This is a genomic window from Pantoea sp. X-Soil-ISGK-355 (genome assembly GCF_059730805.1).
In genome coordinates this window covers 3,953,853-3,974,435 of sequence record NZ_AP035971.1, presented here as the reverse complement: position 1 = coordinate 3,974,435, position 20,583 = coordinate 3,953,853, and the positions used below count along the sequence as shown (strand labels likewise).

General features: G+C 55.2%; 21 protein-coding genes. 6 read left to right on the top strand and 15 right to left on the bottom strand.

The window, feature by feature from the left end; all coding sequences use genetic code 11:
- Positions 1–47 precede the first annotated feature (47 nt).
- The 4 genes from radC (at position 48) to mutM (ending at position 2,248) form a co-directional block, all read left to right on the top strand.
- The gene (gene radC / locus AC6I8J_RS18355) at positions 48–704 is read left to right on the top strand and encodes a RadC family protein (RefSeq protein ID WP_161732945.1); all 657 of its coding nucleotides are present in this window, start codon (positions 48–50) and stop codon (positions 702–704) included.
- Between the two features lie 241 nt (positions 705–945).
- Entirely contained in the window at positions 946–1,182 is a 237-nt protein-coding gene (rpmB, locus tag AC6I8J_RS18350) for a 50S ribosomal protein L28 (protein WP_013359508.1), read from the top strand.
- A gap of 19 nt (positions 1,183–1,201) precedes the next feature.
- Positions 1,202–1,369 (top strand): 50S ribosomal protein L33, encoded by a 168-nt coding sequence (gene rpmG, locus AC6I8J_RS18345; RefSeq protein WP_001051798.1) that lies wholly within the window; start codon positions 1,202–1,204, stop codon positions 1,367–1,369.
- 69 nt (positions 1,370–1,438) lie between these two features.
- Positions 1,439–2,248, top strand: a complete 810-nt coding sequence (gene mutM / locus AC6I8J_RS18340) for a bifunctional DNA-formamidopyrimidine glycosylase/DNA-(apurinic or apyrimidinic site) lyase (RefSeq protein ID WP_161732947.1) — start codon at positions 1,439–1,441, stop codon at positions 2,246–2,248.
- Here the strand turns inward: mutM and coaD are convergent.
- From coaD to rfaD, 11 genes are all read right to left on the bottom strand, one after another.
- Positions 2,245–2,724 carry a pantetheine-phosphate adenylyltransferase gene (coaD, locus tag AC6I8J_RS18335; protein WP_161732949.1) on the bottom strand — a complete coding sequence of 160 codons (480 nt, stop codon included), beginning with the start codon at positions 2,722–2,724 and terminating at the stop codon, positions 2,245–2,247. The two genes, mutM and coaD, sit on opposite strands and share 4 nt — an antisense overlap.
- Entirely contained in the window at positions 2,721–3,497 is a 777-nt protein-coding gene (locus AC6I8J_RS18330; RefSeq protein WP_253420500.1) for a glycosyltransferase family 2 protein, read from the bottom strand. The genes coaD and AC6I8J_RS18330 overlap by 4 nt, the downstream gene beginning before the upstream one ends.
- A complete protein-coding gene (gene waaA / locus AC6I8J_RS18325) occupies positions 3,497–4,771 on the bottom strand; it encodes a lipid IV(A) 3-deoxy-D-manno-octulosonic acid transferase (RefSeq protein ID WP_013359504.1) in 1,275 nt (424 codons plus the stop codon). Before waaA ends, AC6I8J_RS18330 begins: the two co-directional genes overlap by 1 nt.
- Positions 4,772–4,863: 92 nt before the next feature.
- A complete protein-coding gene (locus AC6I8J_RS18320; RefSeq protein WP_260060018.1) occupies positions 4,864–5,997 on the bottom strand; it encodes a glycosyltransferase family 4 protein in 1,134 nt (377 codons plus the stop codon).
- Positions 5,990–7,066, bottom strand: a complete 1,077-nt coding sequence (rfaQ, locus tag AC6I8J_RS18315; RefSeq protein ID WP_161732955.1) for a putative lipopolysaccharide heptosyltransferase III — start codon at positions 7,064–7,066, stop codon at positions 5,990–5,992. The genes AC6I8J_RS18320 and rfaQ overlap by 8 nt, the downstream gene beginning before the upstream one ends.
- A 73-nt stretch (positions 7,067–7,139) precedes the next feature.
- Positions 7,140–8,126: a glycosyltransferase gene (locus AC6I8J_RS18310; protein ID WP_311202151.1), complete on the bottom strand. Its 987-nt coding sequence runs from the start codon at positions 8,124–8,126 to the stop codon at positions 7,140–7,142.
- Positions 8,127–8,453: 327 nt separating this feature from the next.
- Positions 8,454–9,458 carry a glycosyltransferase family 8 protein gene (locus AC6I8J_RS18305; RefSeq protein WP_161732959.1) on the bottom strand — a complete coding sequence of 335 codons (1,005 nt, stop codon included), beginning with the start codon at positions 9,456–9,458 and terminating at the stop codon, positions 8,454–8,456.
- Positions 9,459–9,467: 9 nt separating this feature from the next.
- Positions 9,468–10,544, bottom strand: coding sequence for a glycosyltransferase family 9 protein (locus AC6I8J_RS18300; protein ID WP_161732961.1), 1,077 nt, complete (start codon positions 10,542–10,544; stop codon positions 9,468–9,470).
- Positions 10,541–11,518: a lipopolysaccharide heptosyltransferase RfaC gene (gene rfaC, locus AC6I8J_RS18295; protein WP_161732963.1), complete on the bottom strand. Its 978-nt coding sequence runs from the start codon at positions 11,516–11,518 to the stop codon at positions 10,541–10,543. Before rfaC ends, AC6I8J_RS18300 begins: the two co-directional genes overlap by 4 nt.
- Positions 11,506–12,561, bottom strand: a complete 1,056-nt coding sequence (gene rfaF, locus AC6I8J_RS18290) for an ADP-heptose--LPS heptosyltransferase RfaF (RefSeq protein ID WP_222924832.1) — start codon at positions 12,559–12,561, stop codon at positions 11,506–11,508. The genes rfaC and rfaF overlap by 13 nt, the downstream gene beginning before the upstream one ends.
- 17 nt (positions 12,562–12,578) lie before the next feature.
- Positions 12,579–13,511 (bottom strand): ADP-glyceromanno-heptose 6-epimerase, encoded by a 933-nt coding sequence (gene rfaD, locus AC6I8J_RS18285; RefSeq protein ID WP_161732967.1) that lies wholly within the window; start codon positions 13,509–13,511, stop codon positions 12,579–12,581.
- A gap of 230 nt (positions 13,512–13,741) precedes the next feature.
- Between rfaD and AC6I8J_RS18280 the strand changes: the two genes are divergently transcribed.
- Both AC6I8J_RS18280 and tdh read left to right on the top strand, forming a co-directional pair.
- Positions 13,742–14,938: a glycine C-acetyltransferase gene (locus AC6I8J_RS18280; RefSeq protein ID WP_253422087.1), complete on the top strand. Its 1,197-nt coding sequence runs from the start codon at positions 13,742–13,744 to the stop codon at positions 14,936–14,938.
- A 10-nt stretch (positions 14,939–14,948) separates the two neighbouring features.
- The gene (gene tdh / locus AC6I8J_RS18275; RefSeq protein ID WP_161732969.1) at positions 14,949–15,977 is read left to right on the top strand and encodes an L-threonine 3-dehydrogenase; all 1,029 of its coding nucleotides are present in this window, start codon (positions 14,949–14,951) and stop codon (positions 15,975–15,977) included.
- A gap of 31 nt (positions 15,978–16,008) precedes the next feature.
- Here the strand turns inward: tdh and AC6I8J_RS18270 are convergent, their stop codons facing one another.
- The 4 genes from AC6I8J_RS18270 to envC all read right to left on the bottom strand — a co-directional run bounded on the left by AC6I8J_RS18270 (position 16,009) and on the right by envC (position 20,453).
- The gene (locus AC6I8J_RS18270; protein WP_253420494.1) at positions 16,009–16,920 is read right to left on the bottom strand and encodes a hypothetical protein; all 912 of its coding nucleotides are present in this window, start codon (positions 16,918–16,920) and stop codon (positions 16,009–16,011) included.
- Positions 16,913–18,142 (bottom strand): glycosyltransferase, encoded by a 1,230-nt coding sequence (locus tag AC6I8J_RS18265; protein WP_253420491.1) that lies wholly within the window; start codon positions 18,140–18,142, stop codon positions 16,913–16,915. Before AC6I8J_RS18265 ends, AC6I8J_RS18270 begins: the two co-directional genes overlap by 8 nt.
- Positions 18,143–18,245: 103 nt before the next feature.
- Entirely contained in the window at positions 18,246–19,148 is a 903-nt protein-coding gene (locus AC6I8J_RS18260; RefSeq protein WP_161732975.1) for a divergent polysaccharide deacetylase family protein, read from the bottom strand.
- 3 nt (positions 19,149–19,151) lie between these two features.
- Positions 19,152–20,453 (bottom strand): murein hydrolase activator EnvC, encoded by a 1,302-nt coding sequence (gene envC / locus AC6I8J_RS18255; protein ID WP_497825620.1) that lies wholly within the window; start codon positions 20,451–20,453, stop codon positions 19,152–19,154.
- Positions 20,454–20,583 lie beyond the last annotated feature (130 nt).

Below are 20,583 nucleotides of genomic sequence, written 5' to 3'. Positions count from 1 at the left end.
ATGCTTCAGGATGGGCCACTCTGAGGTTCATCTCAGGGAGAGCAAAGATGAAAATCAAGGGACCACGGGAAAAACTGCAGAAACTGGGCGCGCATTCGCTCAGCGATACCGAACTGCTGGCCATCTTTCTCCGCACTGGCTCGCCGGGGCAGAACGTCCTTGAACTGGCCGGGCAGATGCTGGAGGGATTTGGCTCGCTTTATCAGCTCATGACGTCAGACAAAGCGGCATTTTGCAAAATTAAAGGTGTCGGCGATGCCAAGCTGGCGCAACTGCACGCGATTGCCGAACTGGCGAAGCGCTTTTTCGCCAGTAAGCTGGCGCGCGAAAGCGTCATGGAAAATCCACAAATCACGCGCCAGTATCTGCAAAGTCTGTTAGCCCATCAGGAGCGTGAGATCTTTATGGCACTGTTTCTGGATAATCAGCATCGGGTGCTGCGTGCACAAAATATGTTCTCGGGTTCCATTAACAGCGTGGAAGTTCACCCCCGCGAGATTGTCCGGGAAGCGCTGAAGCTCAATGCCGCCGCCCTGATACTGGCGCATAATCACCCGTCGGGCATGGCGGAGCCGAGCCGTGCAGACCGTGAAGTAACCCATAAAGTCAGCGAAGCCTGTCAGCTACTCGACATCCGTCTGCTCGATCATCTGGTGATTGGTCATGGCGAATATGTCTCCTTTGCGGAGCGGGGATGGCTCTGACAGCGGGAAATTTCACGCCAGGTGGCGGCTTTTTGCCCGATCATTCGGGATCTTTATCTGTTCGGGACTTGAGCACTTGGGCTGAGCGGCGTATACTACGCCACCTTTGAGAATCTCGGGTTTGGCGGTTAGGCCAGCTTAGCGGGTTCCATGGAACTCGCCTGGCGGGCTGCAAGCCTGACGAGGCGGCCAAAACCTAATTTTTAAAGCTCGAGCTGATTTGATTTTTGGAGATATAGACATGTCACGAGTCTGCCAGGTAACTGGAAAGCGTCCGGTAACGGGTAACAACCGTTCCCACGCAATGAACGCGACGAAACGCCGTTTCCTTCCGAACCTGCACTCACACCGTTTTTGGGTTGAGAGCGAGAAGCGCTTCGTTACTCTGCGTGTATCTGTTAAAGGTATGCGCATTATTGATAAAAAGGGCATTGATACGGTTTTATCCGACATGCGTGCCCGTGGTGAGAAGTACTAAGGTACTAAGGAACTGAATCATGGCTAAAGGTATTCGTGAGAAGATCAAGCTGGTTTCCTCTGCTGGTACAGGTCACTTCTATACCACCACGAAGAACAAACGTACTAAACCAGAGAAGCTGGAACTGAAAAAGTTCGATCCGGTTGTACGTCAGCATGTGATCTACAAAGAAGCTAAAATTAAGTAATTTTAGTGTTCTGCTAAAAACCCGGCTCCGGCCGGGTTTTTTGTTTGTGTAAAACGCTGAGGAGAGGGTATGCCAGAGTTGCCAGAGGTTGAGACCAGCCGCCGCGGTATCGAGCCGCATTTGGTTGGTGAAACCATTCTTCACGCCGTGGTGCGTAATTCACGTCTGCGCTGGCCTGTTTCGCAGGAGATCCTGGCGCTGAGCGATCAGCCGGTGCTCAGCGTGCAGCGTCGGGCAAAATATCTGCTGCTGGAACTGCCGCATGGCTGGATCATTATCCACCTTGGCATGTCGGGCAGCCTGCGCGTGCTGTCAGAAGAGCTGCCAGCAGCGAAGCATGACCATGTTGATTTAGTGATGAGCAACGGCAAAGTACTGCGCTACACCGACCCGCGTCGCTTTGGTGCCTGGCTCTGGAGCAGCGATCTGGCGGGCAGCAGCGTGCTGGCACATCTCGGGCCGGAGCCGCTCAGCGAGGCATTTGACGGGGCTTACCTGTTCGATAAGTCACGCGGCAAGCGGACGCTCATCAAGCAATGGCTGATGGATAACAAAGTGGTGGTGGGCGTGGGCAACATTTACGCCAGCGAGTCACTGTTTACCGCCGGGATCCTTCCCGATCGTGCCGCAGTAAGTCTGTCGCAGGCTGAAGCGGAGCTGCTGGTCAACACTATTAAAGCGGTGCTGTTACGTTCAATTGAGCAGGGCGGTACTACGCTGCGCGACTTCTTACAGACCGACGGCAAGCCTGGCTATTTTGCCCAGCAACTGCAGGTTTATGGCCGGGCAGGTGAACCCTGCCGGGCATGCGGTACGCCGATTGTCAGCGGCAGGCATGGGCAGCGCAGCACCTACTGGTGCCCGAGCTGCCAGCATTAAGCCAGTTTAGCCAGCAGTGCCTGATGCACCGGCGCGGGCAGAAAGGCGGAAACATCGCCGCCGTGACGCGCCACCTCTTTGACCAGCGAAGAGGAGATGAACGAGAAGCCTTCAGACGGCATCAGGAAGACACTCTCCAGCGTGGGCAGCAGGTGACGATTCATCTGCGCCAGCTGCATTTCATATTCAAAGTCTGACACCGCACGCAAGCCACGGACCAGCACATTCGCCTGCTGGTCACGGGCGAAATTCGCCATCAGGTCGCTGAAGCCGACCACCTCAACGTTCGGCAGATGGGCAACCACCTGACCGGCCAGCGCCACGCGTTCATCCAGGCTGAACATCGGTTTTTTACTGGGGCTGGCAGCAATGGCCAGAATCAGCTGATCAAACATCTGCGCTGCCCGCGTCACGATGTCGAGATGACCGAGCGTTACAGGATCAAACGTACCGGGATAGATGGCTTTAGTGGTCATACTCGCCCTTTTGCCGAAGCGTGATTCAGCGCCCAGAGGGCTGAATATTTATTGAAGGTATATTGCGCGTTGACTACCGCCAGAATCCAGCCCTGTTTGCCGTCGAGAAAACCGGCACGCAGCAGCAACGTTTTCACAAACGCGCCCAGCGTATGGCTGAACACAGAAAAGAGGCCGCAACGCTTACCGCGCTGATGACGTTCCGTGGCCCAGGCTTCTGCATAGGCCAGTTGCTTACGCTGAAAGGCGATTAAATCGCGGCAGGTCAGATGTTCCAGATCGCCAGGCAACGCCACCACCGGCGCACCGTCACTCTGCAGTGATTCATGCACCAGATTGTCATTGTAACGGAAGGTGCGTGGATAGAGGCGCATCACGCGGTCAGGATACCAGCCACTGTGGCGCATAAAGCGGCCGAGGAACAGATTACTGCGGCCCAGGCTGTAAATCGTGCGGCTGGGTGGGGCGACCAGAACCTGCTCAATCGCGGCGCGCAGTTCGGGTGAAACGCGCTCATCCGCATCGATCATCAGAATCATATCGCCGGTGGCATAGTGCTGCGCACGCTGGCGCTGAATGCCATAGCCTTGCCAGTCATCACTGCGATAGACCTGCGCCCCGGCCTGCGTGGCGATCTCAACAGTGTCGTCACTGCTGCCAGAATCCAGCACAATAATTTCGTCGGCCCAGCTGACTGAGGCCAGACAATCCGGTAACAGCTCCGCTTCATTTTTGGCGATCATTACCACGGAAAGACGCTGGCGTGCTGACATTAGTGGGCCCGTGGTGGCAGATGCGGTTCGAGTAACTGTAGCAGACGCTGAAGCGCACCCTGGTTCTGGTGCAGTACGTCTACCGCATGGCGTCCGTAATAACGGCGATAATCATCATCCTGTAACAGGTTGGTGACCTCTTTTTCCAGTGAAATTACGTCGGTGACGGTAATCAGACCCTGGCCTTCCTGCAACTTACTGCAGATATCTTTGAAGTTCCAGATGTGAGGCCCCATCAGCACCGGAAGCGCATGGGCAGCGGGTTCCAGCGGGTTATGTCCGCCCCGCTCAACCAGGCTGCCGCCGACAAACGCCAGATCGGCGATGCCGTAAAGCAGCATCAGTTCACCCATTGAGTCGCCGATGACCACCTGCGTGGAACCCGAAGGGATCTCACCGCTGCTGCGCAGGATAAAGCTGAAGCCGCGTTCCTGCGTCAGTTCGCGCGCATCGTTAAAGCGTTCAGGATGGCGGGGAACCAGAATCAGCAGCAGATCCGGAAACGTCTGCAGCAGGCGACGATGGGTATCCAGCACGATGGCCTCTTCGCCTTCGTGCGTGCTGGTGGCGATCCACACCGGGCGACGCGGCGCCCACTGGCGACGCAGCGTTACCGCTCTGGCGGCCAGCTCTGGCGTCACAGAAATATCAAACTTCAGGCTGCCGGTAATCGCCAGCTGTGAACGTTTCAGGCCCAGACTCAGGAAGCGGTCGCCATCTTCCGTATTCTGTGCCGCAATCAGCGTGATGCTCTGCAACAGCTGGCGCATGAATTTCCCCAGCTTGCGATAGCCTTTGGCGGAGCGGGCCGAGAGGCGGGCATTGGCGATCACCAACGGAATGTTACGCTGGTGCAGAATGCGGATAATATTTGGCCACAGCTCCGTTTCCATGATGATCACCAGCCGTGGATTAACCGTATCCAGAAAACGATTAATCGAACCTGGCAGATCATAAGGCAGATAGACGTGATGCACATCTTTGCCAAAAGCAGATTGCGCCCGCTCAGAGCCGGTCGGCGTCATGGTCGTGACGGTAATCGGCAGGGTGGGGTAACGATGACGCAGTGCGCGCACCAGCGGAATCGCGGCCAGCGTTTCACCCACAGAAACCGAGTGCAGCACAATGCCGTCGGGCTTCACTTTGCCGACACAATAGCCATAGCGTTCTGCCCAGCGTTTGCGATAGGCAGGCGCTTTACGACCGCGCAGCCACAGGCGCAGCCAGATCAGTGGCTGAATGAAGTAGAGCAATGCGGTGTAAATGGTCGTCATAGTTACCGTTACGGCAGGTTCGCGTCTAAAAACAGATTAAAATGAGATGGCGGCATGTTATCAGAAACCCCGCATGCACTCATCCCGGATTGTCAGTTGCTACTCAGTACCTGCTGATAAAGCGAAGTCAGCGCCTGCGCCAGCTGTTGTGGACCATAAGGTTCAATTTTGCGCCGCGCTGCGTCACCCATTCGTGAATCGACAGAAAGCGGCGGTATTGCATTAACCGCCTGATTCAATCCATCGATATCCAGGGCATCACAGACGAAGCCCTCCTGACCAGCGGTAATAAATTCCGCGCCACCGCAACCGGTGCTGGTGATTACTGGTAAACCGCAGGCCATTGCCTCCAGCACCACATTCGGAAAGGGATCATAGAGCGTGGGCAGCAGCAGGCCATCCGCCGCGTGATAGAACGGCTGCACATCCTGCTGTACGCCGACAAAGCGCAGGCGGTCCAGGCAGTGAAGCTGGTTTGCCAGCTGCTGGTAACGTTGTAATTGTTTATCCTGACCCACCACAATCAGATAACGATCGCTGGCAGCCAGCGCCTGTATCGCCGCTTTCAACCCCTTGCGTTCAAAGCCGGAGCCGACATAAATCAGTACGGTAGCGGCATCGGGCAGCGCCAGCTGCTGACGGGTGGCGCGACGTGCAGCTTCCGTGGCGGGCTGGAAACGGCTGGCGTCGATAGCATTATGAATAACGTGGATTTTTCCGGCGTCGAGCGAGAAACAGCGCAGGATATCGCGCTTAACCATCTCTGAATTACAGATCACCGCTTTCAGCGTTGGAGAGTTAAACATCTCCGCTTCCGCCTGCAGAACATAGCGATGGTAAGGACTGAGCACAGCACTCAGCCGTTGCGATGATGAGACGATGCGGGCGCGCTGTTCCAGCCACACGCGATGCACGCCATCACCCGCACGGAAAATGTCACAGCCGGCGATGCGCTCATGGCTTTGTACAATATCGAACTTTTCGCGCTCCCAGCAGGCGCGTGCTGCCCGGGCAAAACCGCGCTCACGTGAGACCCGGCCCAGCTTTGCCGGATTACAGATATGCAGATGCCAGTCTGGATTGGGCGTGCCCTGCCAGCTGCGGGTAATGATGTTGAGATCGAGCCTTTCGCTGCCCAGCGCTTCCAGGGCGCGTGAGATAAAACGTTCAGCACCGCCATCCGGACGATATTTCTGCCGGACAATCGCCAGCCGTAACTTACTCATTCAGGTAGCTCCTCGCTGCCGCGACCACATCCTTTACCGGAATGGCCGAGAGATAACGCTGGTCAGTTTTGGTGTCGATGGAATCGGGTGAGGGCAGCGGGCCATAATCACCCGCCCAGATAACATGATTGTTATCACCCCAGGGCCGCCAGTGCTGTAGCTTGGTCGGACCAAAAAGTGCGATACAGGGTGTTTCAAGCGCGGCAGCCATATGCATTGGCGCAGAGTCGACACCAATAAACAGTCGGGCATGATCGATCAATGCCGCCAGCTGCGGTAGCGTGAACTGACCCGCCAGCGAAACCACGTCAGGCGACGCACAGCGCGCGCGAATGCGGTTAATCATTGCCAGCTCCTGTTTGTCCGGCCCGGCGGTCAGCACCACTTTGCGGCCCGGTTGCGCCAGCTGCTCAAGTGTGGCCGCAACGCTCTCTTCTTCCCAGCATTTAAAGCCCCAGCGCGAAGTCGGCTGCACCACAATATAGGGCGCGGCAATATGATGTTCTGCCAGTCGGGCCAGCACGATTTGCCGATCAGCGTCGCTGTAGTGCATGGAGACACGTGCGCCATCGCTGCTGATGCCGAGGGGGGCCAGCGCCGACATGTTCTGTTCAACGGTATGCAGTTTGCTGTGATTGTGTGTGGGGACCAGCCGGTTGTGACACCAGCGCCACAGGGCGTTATCGCGTTTTTTGAACGCAAAACCGATACGGACGGGTGCCCCGGACAACCGCGTAATCAGGGCCGCGCGCCACTGATCGGCCAGGTTAATCACCAGATCATAATGCGCGTCACGTACGGCGCGAATCAATGCACGCTCATGGCCCAGCTTGCGCCAGGTTCCCTCCTGTTTCCATTTGCGATCGATGACGTGCAAATGGCGGATGGCCGGATGCGCTTCCAGCATCGGACGCGTTTCCTGATAGAGCAATACGTCGATGCTGGCCTGCGGGTAACGCTGACGAAGCGCATTAATGGCGGGCGTTGTGAGCAGCATGTCACCATGGTGGCGCAGCTTAATCAGTAATATATTTTTTGGAGAGATGTTTGCTGGAGTCAGGCTGGCCATAAACAAGAGTTCTCAGAATTCAGTGAACCGATTGTAGGGCAAACCCTTTTTAGGATAAAGCCAGCCTCAAAGGTTATTTATCACGCCAGCGATAGAGCCGTGCCAGCCATAACAGCAGCTGATACCACTGCTTAATTCCCCGGGCATTCCGTAGCATGCGCAGGTGCGTCCCGGTCGTGAACAGATCGGCAATGATCGCCTGACGTGCGCGGGCATCAGGCTCACGCCTCACACTGTGACAAACGCTCAGCGCTTCATGGGTTACCTGATAGTGAAACGACGGGTAGATTTTCACGCGGTCACGATAGCGGGTGTTGAGCTCTTCAAGCAGCCGCGCAATCTTCAGGTAGTGACGCTGATATTCAACGTTACGCTCGCCGGTACGTTTGCGGTTGCTGATTGAAGCATCGTGCATATAGTAGCGATAGAGCACTGCTTCAGTATACCGCACGCGTTTTGCCAGCAGCATAAACTCGGTGGTCCAGGGAATATCCTGATGATGCAGGCCCGGCTCAAACTGTAAATGATGCTGCTCAATCAGTTCCCGGCGATAGATGCCCAGCCAGACCACATGCATATAACGATGCGTTTTCAGCGCGGTATTGAGCCAGTCGGCACCGCTCAGTACCGGTGTGCTGCGCAGGCGATCCAGCGGAATCAGCGGTTTTACCCGCTGACTGTGTTTAAAGAACCACTCGGCGTTGCACTGGGCAGCATCCAGATTGTCCGCTTCTGCCATCGTCACCAGCGTCTGATACATATCGGGCTGCATGGTGTCATCTGCATCCGGAAAGGTGACATATTTCCCGTGGGCTATCGCCAGACCAGCGTTACGGGCGCGCGACACGCCGCCGTTTTCCTGATGAATCACACGAATATGAGAGTGCTGCTGTGCATACTGGTCAGCGCGCTCACCTGAGCCGTCAGTTGAACCGTCATCGACAATGATGATCTCCAGCGAGGTCAGCGTCTGCGCCAGCAGTGACTGCATGAACTCATCAAACATGCTGCCCGCATTGAACATCGGCGTAATGATACTCAGCAAAGGAGAAGTACTCATCACGCTATCTGCACCCGCGTTAAATTCATTGCGAAAGGGCGTTGCCTCGTCATAAATCATTTCCAAATCAGCAGAGTGGAATCAGGAAGTTCACGATTATAAGACGGTGTGGCTTTCCTGCTTTACTAAAAACCACGTCCGCCAGTAATAATGCGATATATGCGCTTTTTTTACGCAACGTGGTCGTGCAGGTAAACAGATTATTATGTCGGCCTGCTGTCAGCGTCGTTATTACAGAGGTCATGGCAAACAGCCAGCGGGATAAATGACGGGAAAGTCAGGCGCTGAAATAACAGCGCCCGCATCAATCTGATAAACCTGAGCGCGCTACTGCTCGCTCTTTTTAAAAAACTTGAGACTGACATACTTCATCATCCAGTTCAGGCTTTCGCCATACTGTTTCTGATGCCATTTTACGCGGGCGAATCGCTTCATCTCTTTATAATGTTTTGGCGTATCAAGCGGTTGTGAAGCCCAGGGTGAGCGCTGGTAATAGCTATAGTAGCGCTCGGAAAGATCGCTGCCAGCCCATGCATGCCAGGGTTTGCATTTACCGGTGTAGTGAATCATCACCGTCTCTTCAGGCACGCCCGAGTGATCCCAGACTTTATTGGCGATGATGTCGTAAATATGGTTATAGCGGTCCGGCAGGATCAGAATCTCACTCTCCAGCACAATATTCAGCGCATCCTGATCCGGGAAACCAAACGCTGCGCCTCGCGTCACCAGCACGTCGGTAATGCGCGCGGTGGTCTGCCTTTCGAGCCAGCGTGGAATATTGATCAGCATAAAGCCGGAGTTAAAATAGTGGTGATGCTTCAGTCCCAGCCTTGCGCACTGGTTCTGCCGCGCCCGTGGTGTGTCGTTACAGGCCGCCAGCGTATAATCCGTGATATCCAGGGCGAACAGAGGAGAGTAATCGCCCACCACCAGGGTATCCGCATCAATATAGATCACCCGATCGCTATAGCTTGCCACAGTTTCAGGGATCAGAAAGCGGTAGTGGATGCTTTTAGGATAGCGGCCCACAGCAGGCAACTGATCAACCCAGGCACGGTTAAAGATATGCAGCGTAATCGCCAGACGATGGCCCGTGGCCAGCGATCGCAGTTTTTCCACATCCTCTTCGCAAAGCGAGTCTGAAAAAACATGAGCGTGGAAAGCGGTATCAGGATGATGGCTGAGAAGTGAAAACAACGTAATGCCCAGGCCACGCGCGTAGGCGTAGTTGATGCCAAACGCAACATGAACCGGATTATCATCCGTGTCAGCAAGCGTGTTAACCAGCAGCTGACTTTGCTGAACGGCCTCAGCAAGAGGGGTAATTGCCATTACGCTTCACTATTCCAGATTATGAGTAATAAACGTTTGTATTCTAGTCAGTTTATCGTGATCCAGCCCGAATAATTTTTCAGCAGGCTGATCAAACTGAAAACGGGTGGCAAAAACGAACGTCGACGCAGCAATATTATCCGGTCCGATAAACAAAACGTTATTGACCGGACGCTGTTCCCGGACTTCACACGGGCCATAAAGCATGATCACCGGTATCTGCTGCGCATCCGCAATATAAGCATTGCCAGAGTCAGAGGAGATGTAGAAATCCATCTGTGCAATGGCCCACGGAACCTCTTCCAGTTTTAGCTCACCAATCAGACTGACGATATTCTCTTTCGGGCCGGTCAGGCTCAGTAACTCATCCAGCCACGGCTGCTCAGCCGGTGGGCCAAACACATAAAAGGTGCAGGGCAGGTCAGCCAGCGACGCCATCAGCTGCTGCCAGATGCTGGCAGGAATGGTTTTAGCCCGATTACCGGCAGAAATACTGATGCCAATTTTAATGCCGCTGCGCGGATTAAGCAGCGCGGCGGGCGGCGCAGGCGGCTGCCAGAGCGGTGAGGTCGCATGCTTGGGGAAATCGGTGTAGCGGTAGTCCCGATTAATCAGCTTCAGGTAGCTGTCGAGCGTTAAATCCGTTTTGGTGTGGTCGACAATACCGCTGGCGCTGCGATAGAAGGTCTTATGGTAGGACTTACGCACATAGGTGCGCAGAAACTGCTTGTTCGGTGCGTTGCATAACGCGGCAAAGAACAGGTTTACGCTGTTTGGCTGCACCAGATAGACGTTGTCATAGCGATTCATCAGCGTGAACGCGAGCTTCAGTTTGGCAAAAAAACTGCGCTTCGCCTCTTCAATCAGGAAATAGCGGCTGACCGTGTCATCGTGACGCGCCAGCGGCTCCACTGCTTTGCTGATCAGCAGCTCAGACTGACCCAGCGCACGCAGCATCGGGGTGATATTGATGAAATCACCAATCTTCGCCGTCTGAATGATCAGGCTGCGTCCCGTTGGCCGATAAAACAGCCGCATTATGGCCCGGAAAGGCAGCAACAGCAGGTAGATCAGCACATAGTTCATGGCATGTTTTCCGTAATAACGGCACGCAGTTTCTCTGCCACCGTGTCAGCAGTCAGCTCCGCCAGATTATGATTCGGGGCGCTCAGTGCCTGTTGGTTCTGCCCGTAACCGCCAATCAATCCGGGATCGGTCGGACCATACAGCGTGAGGTTGGGGCGATCCAGTGCCGCCGTCAGATGGCTTAATCCGGTATCCACTGAGACCACCGCCTGTGCGCCCGCCAGCTGTTGTGCTATCGCTTCCAGCGTCAGCTTAGGCAGTACATCGACATGCTCAAATCCTTCTGCAAGGCGCTGCGCACGCTGATGCTCATGTTCAGCCCCCCAGGGCAATTTCACCCGCAGCCCGCTGGGCTGCATCTGCTCAATCAGCTCTCGCCAGTGTGATTCCGGCCAGTGCTTGTTGTCACGCGTCGTGGCATGCAGAAAGACCAGGTAATGATGTGCGTCAGCGGGCAGATGATGCAGAAAGTGTCCGGCAATCGCGTAGTCACCCTGGTTTTGCGGTTTTTCATAGCCCAGGCTTTTAGCGAACAGTTCGCGTGTCCGCTCAACCGCATGTTGGTGCTTACTGATTTCATGGCGGACGTCATACCACCAGCTGGCAAACGGCTCACGCGCGCTGCGGCTGTCCTGCCCATGCTTCACCCCTTTCGATAAGCGGGTAACCAGTGCGGCACTTTTGATTAGCCCCTGCGCATCAATGACGACGTCGTACTCACGCGACTGTAACGCGCGCTTAAACAGCACACGCTCTTCACGCTGCTGACTGCCAAACCAGTGTTTGCGCCAGCGGCGGATTGCGACCGGTAGCACTTTATCGACCGCAGGATGCCAGCCAGGGATCTGCGCGAAGTTCTCTTCCACCACCCAGTCGAAACGGATGCCGGGGATAGCATGCATCGCATCGGTCAGTGCCGGCAGTGAATGCAGCACATCACCCATTGAAGAGGTTTTAACAATCAGGACGTGCATGGCACCTCCTGTGGCGCGAGCAGTTCGCTCAGCGTCTGATGTACGCGCTCAGGCTGAATATCGATCAGGCTCTGGTGATAGCCCTGTCCGGCATCGCCTTTTCGCACTTTGTGATAGCCGGTAATCAGGCGAATAATACGTGCCTGACGCGCCAGCGGCGGCGTAAAGTCAGGGCTGCTCGGCCCATAGAGTGCCACCAGCGGACGGTCCAGCGCCGCAGCGATATGCATCAGGCCGGAGTCGTTGCTGACCACGGCGCGGCATTGCGCCAGCAGAATCACTGCCTGTTCCAGCTGGGTTTCACCGGCCAGATTACGACAGTGGCCACGCGCCTCTTCGGGCAGCGTAGCAATAATCTCGTCGCCGGTCGGGCGATCTTTGGCGGAGCCAAACAGCACAATCTGGAAGCCGTCAGCAATCAGCTGACGGGCCAGCGTGGCGTAGTGATAGTGCGGCCAGCGCTTGGCGGGGCCAAATTCAGCGCCCGGACAAAAACCGATGATCGGACGGGTCGCCGCGAGCTGAAACTGTGCGGCGGTCTCAATCTTTTCCTGCTCTTCAACCTGCAGTTTTGGCCACAACAGCGGCTGTGGCAGCTGCGCCGCCGAGGCAACAGGGGTGTCATAGCCCAGCGCAACGTAGCGCTCAACCATGAGTGGAAACGCGGCTTTATCCAGCACCCGCAAATCGTTCAGCAGGCCATAGCGCATTTCACCGCGCCAGCCGACGCGGCGTTTTATTCCGGCAAAGAAGGGGACCAGTGCCGACTTAAAGGAGTTAGGCAGCACATAAGCACGGTCGTAGTGACTGGCGCGCAGTACTTTTCCCAGCCGGCGACGCTCACCAATCTCCAGTGCGCCATGCCCGAGCGGCATCGCCAGCGCCTGATTTACCTCCGGCATGCGTGACAGTAATGGACGGCACCACGCGGGTGCCATCACATCAATCACTGCATCCGGATGTTCGGCCTTGAGTGTGCGATAGAGACTTTGCGACATCATCATATCGCCGACCCACGACGGGCCGATTACCAGAATTTTCATCGCCGGAGCAGCTTCCTTTATGCGTTGCGGTTCAGCCAGACCATATATTCAGCGACGCCCTGCGCCACCGTTTTAAATGGCTTGTCGTAACCGGCAGCACGCAATTTAGTGAGATCGGCCTGCGTATAGGCCTGGTAGCGTCCTTTGAGTTTCTCCGGGAACGGGATGTACTCGATCTGACCTTTCTGATGGAATTTCAGAACCGCATCAGCCACTTCCTGGAAGGATTCGGCGCGGCCTGTACCACAGTTATAAATCCCGGAGACGCCATTTTCCCAGCACCACAGGTTCACTTCTGCCACGTCATCAACGTGGATGAAATCACGCTTAAAGCCATCGCTGCCTTCAAACAATTTTGGATTTTCATCGTTGCTGATCTGTGTGTTCAGATGGAAAGCAACGCTGGCCATGCTGCCTTTGTGGCCTTCGCGCGGTCCGTAGACGTTGAAATAGCGGAAGCCGCACACCGGCGAGTTCGCTTCCGGCAGCATCTGGCGGACGTAGTGGTCGAACAACATCTTGGAGTAGCCATAGACATTCAGCGGCTGCTCATACTGACGCTCTTCGATGAAACTCTCGTTGCGTCCGCCGTAGGTGGCTGCGGAAGAGGCGTAAAGGAACGGGATCTCGCGCTCAAGACAGAAATGCAGCAGCTCTTTGGAGTACTGATAGTTGTTCTCCATCATGTACTTGCCATCCCACTCAGTGGTGGAGGAGCAGGCACCCTGATGGAAGACCGCTTCGATCGGGCCTAAATCGTCGCCTGCGATCACGCTCATCAGGAACTCTTCTTTGTCCATGTAATCGACGATATCCAGGTCGACTAAATTGGCAAACTTGGTGCCATCCTTCAGATTATCCACCACCAGAATGTCGGTGTGACCGCGATCGTTCAGCGCTTTGACGATGTTGCTGCCAATCATTCCTGCGCCGCCAGTTACGATAATCATGTTGTTACCTTCAACGTTGTGGGGTGAAACAGGAGGTTTCACACACGAATACCTCACATCATAACATTTCATCAGAGTGCAGACAGCCAGATGACTCTGTAACGCGTTGTGCGTACATCGTCGCGGCGTGAACTATGCTGCAAAAATGACATTCTGTTGGGCGATTTATCGTGAAGAAGCGGCCTGTTCAGTAAGATATGCCAGATTTTTGCCATCTGAGGAGAGCAATGATGCCTGCGCAATTTTATCAACAACTTCGTCAGCAACTTGATGATGCACGTCAGGAAGGACTGTTTAAACAGGAGCGGATCATTACCTCTGCGCAGCAGACGGAGATCGCGGTTGGCAGCGAGCCGGCAGTGATTAACTTCTGCGCCAATAACTACTTAGGTTTAGCGAACCATCCGGCGCTGATTCAGGCGGCGAAAGAGGGGATGGATTCGCATGGTTTCGGCATGGCGTCAGTACGCTTTATCTGCGGCACGCAGGACAGCCATAAGCAGCTGGAAAAGCGGCTGGCAGAGTTTGTCGGCATGGAGGATGCCATTCTCTACTCCTCCTGTTTCGATGCAAACGGCGGCCTGTTTGAAACCCTGCTTGATGCGCAGGATGCCGTTATCTCGGATGCGCTGAATCATGCCTCAATTATCGACGGCGTCCGGCTGTGCAAAGCGCAGCGTTATCGCTACGGCAATAACGATATGGCGCAGTTGCGTGCCTGTTTGCAGGAAGCACGCGATAAAGGTGCCCGACATATTCTGATTGCCACCGATGGCGTCTTCTCAATGGATGGGGTGATTGCGAATCTGTCTGCCATTTGCGATCTGGCTGATGAATTCTCCGCGCTGGTGATGGTGGATGATTCCCATGCGGTGGGCTTTGTCGGGAACACCGGACGCGGTACCCATGAATATTGCGGCGTCATGGGCCGGGTCGACATCATTACCGGCACGCTGGGTAAAGCGCTGGGTGGCGCGTCCGGTGGCTATACCGCAGCAAAAGCCGAAGTCGTGGAGTGGTTACGCCAGCGTTCCCGTCCCTATCTATTCTCTAACTCGCTGGCGCCAGCCATCGTGGCTGCCTCGCTGCGGGTGCTGGATCTGCTCAGTGAAGGCGACGGACTGCGTCAGCGTTTGTGGGACAACGCCCGTTACTTCCGTGAGCAGATGACGGCGGCGGGCTTTACGCTGGCTGGTGCCGATCACGCCATTATCCCGGTGATGCTGGGTGAAGCCAGCGTCGCCCAGGAGTTTGCCCGCCTGCTGCAACAGGAAGGCATCTACGTGACCGGCTTCTTCTATCCGGTGGTGCCAAAAGGTCAGGCACGCATCCGCACCCAGATCTCTGCGGCGCACACCCAGCAGCAGCTGGAACGTGCGATGGCGGCCTTTACCCGCATCGGCAAACAACTGGGCGTCATCGCCTGAGGAGTCCGTCATGAAAGCACTTGCCAAACTGAAGAAGGAAGCGGGCATCTGGATGGTGACTGATGCCCCGGTTCCAGAGCCGGGTCACAACGATCTGCTGATTAAGATTCGTAAAACCGCCATCTGCGGCACCGATGTCCATATCTACAACTGGGATGACTGGTCGCGCAAAACCATTCCGGTGCCGATGATTGTCGGGCATGAGTATGTGGGTGAGGTGGTCGCGATTGGACAGGAAGTGAAAGGCTTTACGATTGGAGACCGGGTTTCGGGCGAAGGGCACATTACCTGTGGACACTGCCGCAACTGCCGCGCCGGACGCACTCATTTATGCCGCAACACGATGGGCGTGGGCGTTAACCGTCAGGGCTGCTTTGCGGAGTATCTGGTCATCCCCGCCTTTAATGCATTTAAAATTCCCGACAACATTTCCGATGAACTGGCGGCAATCTTTGATCCGTTCGGCAATGCAGTGCACACCGCACTCTCGTTCGATCTGGTCGGCGAGGATGTGCTGATCTCCGGCGCGGGTCCTATCGGCATCATGGCCGCCGCGGTCTGTCGGCATGTCGGCGCGCGCAACGTGGTAATTACTGACATCAATGAGTATCGCCTGGCACTGGCGCGGAAAATGGGCGTCACGCGCGCGGTCAATGTGGCGAATGAAGACCTGCGGGAAGTGATGCATGCGCTGGGTATGACGGAAGGATTTGATGTCGGGATGGAGATGTCGGGCGCACCTCCTGCTTTCCGTTCATTGCTGGAGGTGATGAATCACGGTGGGCGTATCGCGCTGCTGGGGATTCCGCCGGGTGAAATGGCAATTGACTGGAACCAGGTGATCTTTAAGGGGCTTTTCATCAAAGGCATCTATGGCCGTGAGATGTTTGAAACCTGGTACAAAATGGCGGCGCTGATTCAGTCCGGCCTCGATTTAACGCCGGTCATTACGCATCGCTACGGTATCGACGATTTCCAGCAGGGTTTCGATGAGATGCGTTCAGGACGCTCGGGGAAAGTGATACTGAGCTGGGATTAAAGCAACGGCCGCCGACGTGGCGGCCGCCTGATTAGCTTTGCTTCTTCTCTTCGTCGGTCAGGTAGCGCACTTTGCGCGTGTAATCCTGACCTTTAAAGTTCAGCGGCTGCTGCGGGTCGGCCAGGTATTTTTGCCATTCCGACAACGGGAATCCGCCATGCGCCCCAACCACATCCGGCGGGATGACTGCCGACTGACCGCCGATTTTTTTTGAGACCGGCCAGTTAGCCCATTCCCCCAGATTGACGGTTTTAATATCCAGCATGTCGAGCAACACTGCGAGCGGCAACTGGTCAGTAGGCGGCTGGCTGTCGTTCATTAAATTCCAGGTATCATTAAACAGCGTCAGCCACAGCGGCGAAATGCGCTGCCAGACTTCACGGGTGGCAGCCAGGTAAGCGCCATTCACATGGTCCACCAGATAAGGCCGGATACTGTGCGGATAGTAGGCGGGGATCGCTGCTTCCGGCGCACCGTCCAGCTTGGCAATCATTTTCCCCTGACGAAAGCTGGAATAGAGATGGCCTGGCTTCATCATGATCTGCGGCATCTTAAGCAGATTGAGGTCGGAATCGATCATCAGAATACCGTCGCCTTCTGCCTGTAAAGGCGCCTGCAACTTGATCAAACGACTGCGATAGATTTGCTTATAGCGATAATTTTCTTCCCGATGCGGAACATCCAGCGTCGCCACGCGGGTTTTAGCCGGCAGGCTGCCAAAGGCGTGCGCTGGCTGATCGCTGACAATCACGACCTCTTTTGTCCCCGTTGCGAAACGTGCCGCAAAATCGGCACTGAGCAGGGCTTCTTCAATATAGTCCGCGCCTGTGCAGGGGATCACGACAGACGTGACCGGTACAGTGCCCTGAACCTCTTTTTGCGAATAAGGCAGGTTATGGCGCGCCCTGATATGGCGGTAACGGGGATTTAAAAAATTAAGCATGAGGTTTCTTTTTGACGACGCTTTGCAGAATATTCTCGACGCCGCTGATATAAGTTTCAATGGCGTACTGTTCACGTACGCGTTTCGCTGCCGCATTGGTCAGGCGTTGACGCAATTCCGTATCCTGCCACAGTGCGGTCAGGTGCTGGGTCAGTTGTACCACGTTGCCGTAATCAAACAGCAGTCCGGTTACGTCATGACTGATCAATTCGGCAGTGCCGACCACACGGGATCCCACAACGGCGGTATTCACCAGCATCGCCTCCAGCACAACCCGGGGTAAACCTTCACTGCGTGAGGCCAGAATAAACGCATCAAAAGCCGTGAGGTAATCGAGAGCATTATTCTGAAAGCCCGTAAAAACCACGTGATGCTGGATGTTCTCTGCTGTAGCAAGCTGCAGCAGATGCTGAAGTTCCGGACCCGCGCCGACAATCACCATCCGCCAGTCTGCATCGGGATTGGCGCGTTTAAAACGGCCCAGCGCCTGCAGGATATGGTGATTAGATTTGCGCAATATCAGGGAGCCGATAGTGCCAAATACAAAGGTCGAAGGGGAGAGTTTAAAACGCTGGCGGACTTCAAGGCGGTCGGGCAGAGTCTGGTGAACGTCGATAGCATTACTGACGGTAAAACAGCGTTCTGCATCGATACCATGACGACGCAGGGTATTCCTGACGCCCTGCGATACGGCAATCACAGCCTGGCAATCCTGATTCACCATGCTCACCAGCCGCGGTTCCAGAACCGGATCGATACGGCAGTGTTGAACCACCGCAACGTCAAGGCTGCGCGCGGCCAGATAACCTTCCACATTGGTGCTGGGCTGGTTATTCATGTAGAGCGTGTCGAAATTACCCAGCTGTAGCAGTGAATTGATTTTGCTGGCATTGGGCATAATTCGCCAGCGCGTATCAATCTCATCAATAGCGCGCTTCTTGAGCTTTTTATTGAAAAACAGCAGCGCGCGCACGGCTTCTTTAACAAATTTAGCCCAGCGTGGCTGTTTGATTTGCGGAATAAAAAAGACCGGAATGGCCAGCGCATTTAGCGTGGCCTCAATGGTTTCGTCGTTACCACGGCTGTAGTTGTGGTAGAAGCAACAGGTGATATCAAATTTTTGACGATCGATACGTTTCAGCAGCTCCAGCATACTGTTGGTGCCGCCACCCCACTCTCTGCCGTTATCCAGCAGCAGGATTTTTTGTTTATTTATCGTCATCCCTATCACTGTTTCCGCACAGCCCGTTATTGTCCGACCCTGGATTATAGTAATTTCTGCGTATAAATGAACGCTAAGCCGGAGACTTAGCATTCATAGCAAATCAGAACAGATTTTTTAGCGTGGTAAACAGTGGGCTGTGATTCACACTTTCAGCGATTACGGCTAAGGCTCGGGTCGCCGGAACCGGTGCCAGTGGCTGTTTCACTTTACACAGGCTGGCAGGCTGGAAGCGTGGTGGTACCGGTTTTGGCGGAGCCACTGGCGTCGGTGAGCCGCTGCGGAGTGATTCGTTCAACAGCTGGCTGGGACGAACCAGCGTTATGTCGGCTGGCAGCGTGGGTAACATCTGTTGCAGCACCCGAACGGTAGTCGGATGGGGATGACCAATGGCAATCGCATAACCGTCGCGCTGCGCCAGCTTCACCGCCCGATTGAACTGCTGGCGGATGGCGTTAATATCCTGGCTGTCATCAAGAAAGACCCGACGTTTTAACACCCTGACCTGAGTACCCTGCGCGGCAGGTATCGCCTGACTGTTAGCGATGGTCATGCTATCCAGGAAGTAAAGATTGTAGTGGTTCAGCGCCTGCATCACTTTCTGCATGCCGGGCAGGCTTGAGGTCATTCTGCTGCCCATATGGTTATTCAGACCGACGGCATAAGGCACGTTGTTAACCGCATTACGCATGATGCGGGTAACCTCTTCGCTGCTCATCTCTGGCGTTAAGGTATCTTTTTCCAGCGGCTGTTTACTGAGCGGTGCCATCGGCAGATGGATCAGTACTTCATGACCACTCTGATGTGCTTTAGTCGCCATTTCATGCGCATGGGGTGCGTTGGGCAAGACCGCTACTGAAATAGCCTGCGGCATCTGCAGGACTTTGTTCTCTTCGGCAGGGCGATAGCCGACATCATCGATGACAATAGCCAGTTTGCCAGCCTGTGCAGCGTAGCTGAACAGTAAGGCGCTCAACAGAATGGAGATTTTTCGACGTTGCAGCAAAACTTATTTTCCTAACCACGGGAGTGGATTGACGGCCTGTCCCTGACGTCGGATTTCAAAATAGAGCGACGGGGTACCGCGGCCACCACTGGTGCCCACCAGTGCGATAGGCTGTCCTGCCTTCACCTGCGTACCCACGCTCACCAGCGCACTTTGGTTATAGCCATACAGGCTCATATCACCTTTGCCGTGCTCCAGCACAACCACCAGTCCGTAGCCCTGCAACCAGTCGGCCATCAGCACACGACCATCGGCGATAGCTTTCACCTCGGTGCCTTCCCGCGCATCAATCACCAGTCCTTTCCAGCGCAGTTCACCCTGGAGCTGTTCACCAAAGCGATGTTCAATACGTCCGCGCACCGGCCACAACGCCTGTCCGCCTGCATGACCGAGTCCACCGGTGCGGGCGACCAGTTCACGTTCGCTCTGGGTTGGCTGATAGCTGGAGCCTTTGGCTTTCGCCTGCGCCTGACGCTGACGCACTTTTTCCGCCTCACGGGCTTCACGTGCTGCGCGCTCACGCGCCTCGCGCTCCGCGCGGGCGATCTTATCCTGCAGACGGCTTTCGTTCTGACGCATCTCGACCAGATCGGCCTGATCTTTTTCCAGCGCGCTTTCCAGTGACGTCAGGGTCTTTTTACGCGCGTCGCTCGCCTGTTGCAGCTTCTGCTGCTGGCCCTGCTGCTGCGCTAATAACTCTTTCTGCTGCTGTTGCTTCTGCTCCAGCGAGGCACGTTGCTGATCCAAATCCTGACGTGTCTTTTGCAGCGATTCGATACTTTTCTGACGGGCAGCGTTCAGATAGCCGAAATAGGCCAGAATACGCTCACTGCGCTGGCTCTCTTCACCGCCCATCAAAAGCTGTACGCCACTGTGCTGACCCTGACGAAATGCCGCATCAAGTTGCTCAGAAAGCAGGCTTTCCTGCTGAGTTTGCTGTTTCTCCAGGCGAGCGATGGAGGTAGCGAGCTGCCTGATCTCATCATTCAGCGCGGTGAGGCTGTTGCGGGTGTCACGCAGCTGACGGCTCGCCAGCGCGATGATTTTTTCCTGGCTCTGCAACTGATCCAGCAGTTTGCTGCGCTGCAGTTTCTGCGCTTTAACGCTTTTCTCTTTTGCAGCAATGTTTTGCTGAATAGATTGCAACTGAGATTTACTGTCCTCTGCGCTGTGAACAGCGGCAGGCAACAACAGTGCTCCCGCACAAAGCAGACTAAGGGAGAAGCTGGACAGGTGTGTGAACAACGGCAGGTTATCGCCGTTGGGACGGGTCCTTGTGTGCGAAACGGTTGTTTTTCCCTTCATAGGCCAATGATTATTCCACGATGAACCGCCGCTTACCAGTGCTGCCAGCGGGCATTTGCTTTTCCAGTTATGTCCACTTTCGCCATGACATGGATTAACCCTTACGCCATTTTTGCCTTTCAGCCACTTT